General features: G+C 65.5%; 2 protein-coding genes and 1 pseudogene. All 3 read right to left on the reverse strand.

The window, feature by feature from the left end; translation table 11 throughout:
* Positions 1-190 (reverse strand): annotated as a pseudogene (locus QZM72_RS35290) (multidrug transporter); the annotation flags it as partial.
* Between the two features lie 2 nt (positions 191-192).
* Positions 193-3,384, reverse strand: a complete 3,192-nt coding sequence (locus QZM72_RS35295; protein WP_301740421.1) for an efflux RND transporter permease subunit — start codon at positions 3,382-3,384, stop codon at positions 193-195.
* Between the two features lie 15 nt (positions 3,385-3,399).
* The coding region (locus QZM72_RS35300) for an HlyD family secretion protein (RefSeq protein WP_301740422.1) at positions 3,400-3,788 on the reverse strand (389 nt) is incomplete at its 5' end.

Here is a 3,788-nt window from a genome sequence, read left to right on the forward strand (position 1 = left end):
TCGCCGCCTGGCCGTTCGCGCTGCGCGCGCCGGCCGCGCCCGGCTGCGTCGCGTAGACGCCGCCGGCCGGGTACGCCTGCGCGACGGGTGCGTCGGGCCGCTTGTAATGCGGCGCCATCGTGCAGCCGGCGGCAAAGAGCGCGGCAGCCAGTGCGGCCACCGCGGTTGCAGTCAAAGCATGTTTTTGCATCGTTACCGCCCCTTCGAATCGTGTGCGTCGTCGTGACCGCCCTGCAGGTCGCCCTGCACGAGGCGCCACGCGTCGTCGACGTTTTCCGTTTCGCCGCTGAAGATCGCACGCACCCGCACGAAGAACATCGGGATCATGAAAATGGCGAGGAACGTCGCCGTGATCATCCCGCCGATCACACCCGTGCCGATCGCGTGCTGGCTCGCCGAGCCCGCACCGTTGCTGATCGCGAGCGGCAGCACGCCGAGCATGAACGCGAGCGACGTCATCAGGATCGGGCGCAGCCGCAGGCGTGCCGCCTCGATCGCCGCGCGCACCGGCCCCATGTTCCCGCCCGCCTGCAGTTCGCGTGCGAACTCGACGATCAGGATCGCGTTCTTCGCGGACAAGCCGACGGTCGTCAGCAGGCCGACCTGGAAGAACACGTCGTTCTCGAGGCCGCGCAGCATCGTCGCGAGCAGTGCGCCGACCACGCCGAGCGGCACGACCATGATCACCGAGAACGGAATCGACCAGCTTTCATACAGCGCCGCGAGACACAGGAACACAACGAGGATCGAGATCGCGTACAGGATCGGCGCCTGCGAACCGGACTGGATTTCCTGGAACGACAGGCCCGTCCACGAATAGCCGATGCCTTCCGGCAGCTTGCTCGCGAGCGCTTCCATCGCGGCCATCGCCTGGCCGGTCGACTTGCCCTCCGCGGCCTGCCCCTGGATCTCGATCGACGACACGCCGTTGTAACGCTCGAGCTTCGGCGATCCGTAGATCCAGTGGCCGCTCGAGAACGCGCTGAACGGCACCATCCCGCCGGCGCTGTTGCGCACGTACCAGATGTTCATGTCTTCCGGCGTCATCCGGAACGGCGCATCGGACTGTACGTACACCTTCTTGATCCGGCCGTCGGTATCGAGAAAGTTGTTCACGTACTGCGACGCCCATGCGATCGAAAACGTCTGGTCGATCGCCGCGGCCGTCACGCCGAGCGCGTTCGCCTTCTCGCGATCGATGTCGACCTTGTACTGCGGCGTATCGTTCAGGCCGTTCGGGCGTACCAGTGCGAGCGTCGGATCCTTCGCGGCCATCCCGAGCAACTGGCCGCGCGCGGCCATCAGCGCTTCGTGACCGAGGCCCGCGTTGTCCGTCAGCTCGAAGTCGAAGCCGGCAGCGGTACCGAGTTCGGGAATCGACGGCGGGTTGAACGGAATCACCATCGCGTCCTTGTACGTCGAATAGTGCGCGAAAGTCCGGCCGATCAGCGCCTGCACCTTTTGATCCGAACGCTGGCGCTGCTCGTACGGTTTCAGCTTCACGAACACGAGGCCCGCGTTCTGGCCGCGGCCCGCGAAGCTGAAGCCGTTGACCGTGAACACCGAGTCGACCACGTCCTTCTCGGCGGTGGTCAGGTACGTGTTGATGTTGTCGAGCGTCTTGCCGGTCGTTTCCTGCGTGGAGCCGGACGGCGTCTGCACGATCATGAACATGTAGCCCTGGTCCTCGTCCGGCAGGAACGACTTCGGCAGCCGCGCGAACATCACGCCGACCGCGAGGAACACGGCCAGGTAGATCACGAGCCAGCGGCCCGAGCGGCGGATCACGTGATTCACGCCGCTCGTGTAGCGATCGCGGCTGCGATCGAACGTCCGGTTGAACCAGCCGAAGAAACCCTTCTTCTCTTCGTGATGCCCCTTCTCGATCGGCTTCAGGATCGTCGCGCACAGCGCGGGCGTCAGAATCAACGCGACGAGCACCGACAGCACCATCGCCGACACGATCGTCAGCGAGAACTGACGATAGATCGCGCCGACCGAGCCGCCGGAGAATGCGACCGGCACGAACACCGCCGACAGCACGAGCGCCACGCCGACGAGCGCGCCGGTGATCTGGCCCATCGCCTTGCGGGTCGCCTCCTTCGGCGACAGCCCCTCCTCCGCCATCACGCGCTCGACGTTCTCGACCACCACGATCGCATCGTCGACCAGCAGGCCGATCGCGAGCACGAGCCCGAACATCGACAGCGTGTTGATCGAGAAACCGACGATACCCATGATCGCGAACGTGCCGAGCAGCACGACCGGCACCGCGATCGTCGGGATGATCGTCGCGCGCAGGTTCTGCAGGAACAGGTACATCACGAGGAACACGAGCACGATGCCCTCGATCAGCGTCTTGACCACTTCCTCGATCGACAGGCGCACGAACGGCGTCGTGTCGTACGGGTAGTGCACGACGAGGCCATGCGGGAAATACTTCGACAGCTCGTCGATCTTGGCCCGCAGCGCGTTCGCGGTCGCGAGCGCGTTCGCGCCGGTCGCGAGCTGGATGCCGAGGCCGGCCGTCGGCTGCCCCATGTACTTCGTGTCGAACGTGTAGTTTTCCGAACCGAGTGCCGCGCGGCCGACGTCCTTCAGGCGAACCTGCGAGCCGTCCTGGTTGACCTTCAGCAGGATGTTGCCGAACTGCTCGGGCGTGCGCAGCAGCGTCGATTCGGTGATCGTCGCCTGCAGCACGGTGCCCGGCTTGGCCGGCGTGCCGCCGATCTGGCCGCCCGCGATCTGCACGTTCTGCTGCGTGATCGCGGCCGTCACGTCGGTCGGCGTGAGGCTGTAGTTGGTCAGCTTGACGGGGTCGAGCCAGATCCGCATCGAGAACTGCGAACCGAGCAGCAGCGTCTGGCCGACGCCGTTCACGCGGCTCAGCGGGTCGAGCACGTGCGACGCCACGTAGTTCGTCAGGTCCTCCTTCGACATCCGGCCGTCCTCGGAGTTGAACGCGAACCACATCAGCCAGTTGCTGCTCGACTTCGTGACCTGCATGCCCAGTTGCTGCACGACCTGCGGCAGGTTCGGCGTCGCGAGCGACAGCTTGTTCTGCACCTGCACCTGTGCGACGTCCGGATTCGTGCCCGGCGAGAAGGTCAGCGTGATCGTCGCGTTGCCCGAATCGTCGCTCGTCGACGACATGTACAGGAAGTTGTCGAGCCCGCTCATCTGCTGCTCGATCACCTGCGTCACCGTGTCTTCCACCGTCTTCGCGGAAGCGCCCGGGTAGTTCGCCTGGATCTGGATCGTCGGCGGTGCGATCGTCGGATACTGCGCGATCGGCATCTTGAAGATCGATGCGACACCGGCCAGCATCAGCACGATCGCGATCACCCACGCAAAGATCGGGCGATCGATAAAGAACTTGGCCATGAAACGGACTCCCTGTTATTGCGCGCTCGACGCGGCGGCCGAACTCGCTGCGGCACTGGCCGCGGTAGTCGCCGACGCGGCGCTTGTCGGCGCGGCGCCTGCCGTGGTGGCGGAGGCGGCGTCCGGCGCCGGGGCGAGCTGCGCGGGAACCGACTTCACGGTCGCGCCCGGGCGGACCTTGTCGACGCCTTGCACGATCACGTGATCGCCCGCTTGCAGACCGCCTTCGACGATCCAGTTCTGGCCTTGCATCCCGCTAGTCTTCAGCGGACGCGGTTCGACCTTGTTGCTGGCGTTCACCACCATCGCGATCGCCTGCCCCTTCTGGTCGTGCGTGACGCCGATCTGCGGCACCAGGAATGCGTTCTCGTTCACGCCTTCCTCGATCCGGGCGCGCACGAACA

The sequence above is a fragment of the Burkholderia sp. AU45388 genome, from assembly GCF_030481585.1.
GTDB lineage: Bacteria > Pseudomonadota > Gammaproteobacteria > Burkholderiales > Burkholderiaceae > Burkholderia > Burkholderia sola.

Excerpts from the sequence above, each read along its gene's own strand:
- QZM72_RS35295 (WP_301740421.1), bottom strand. The coding sequence starts at position 3,384 with ATGGCCAAGTTCTTTATCGATCGCCCGATCTTTGCGTGGGTGATCGCG.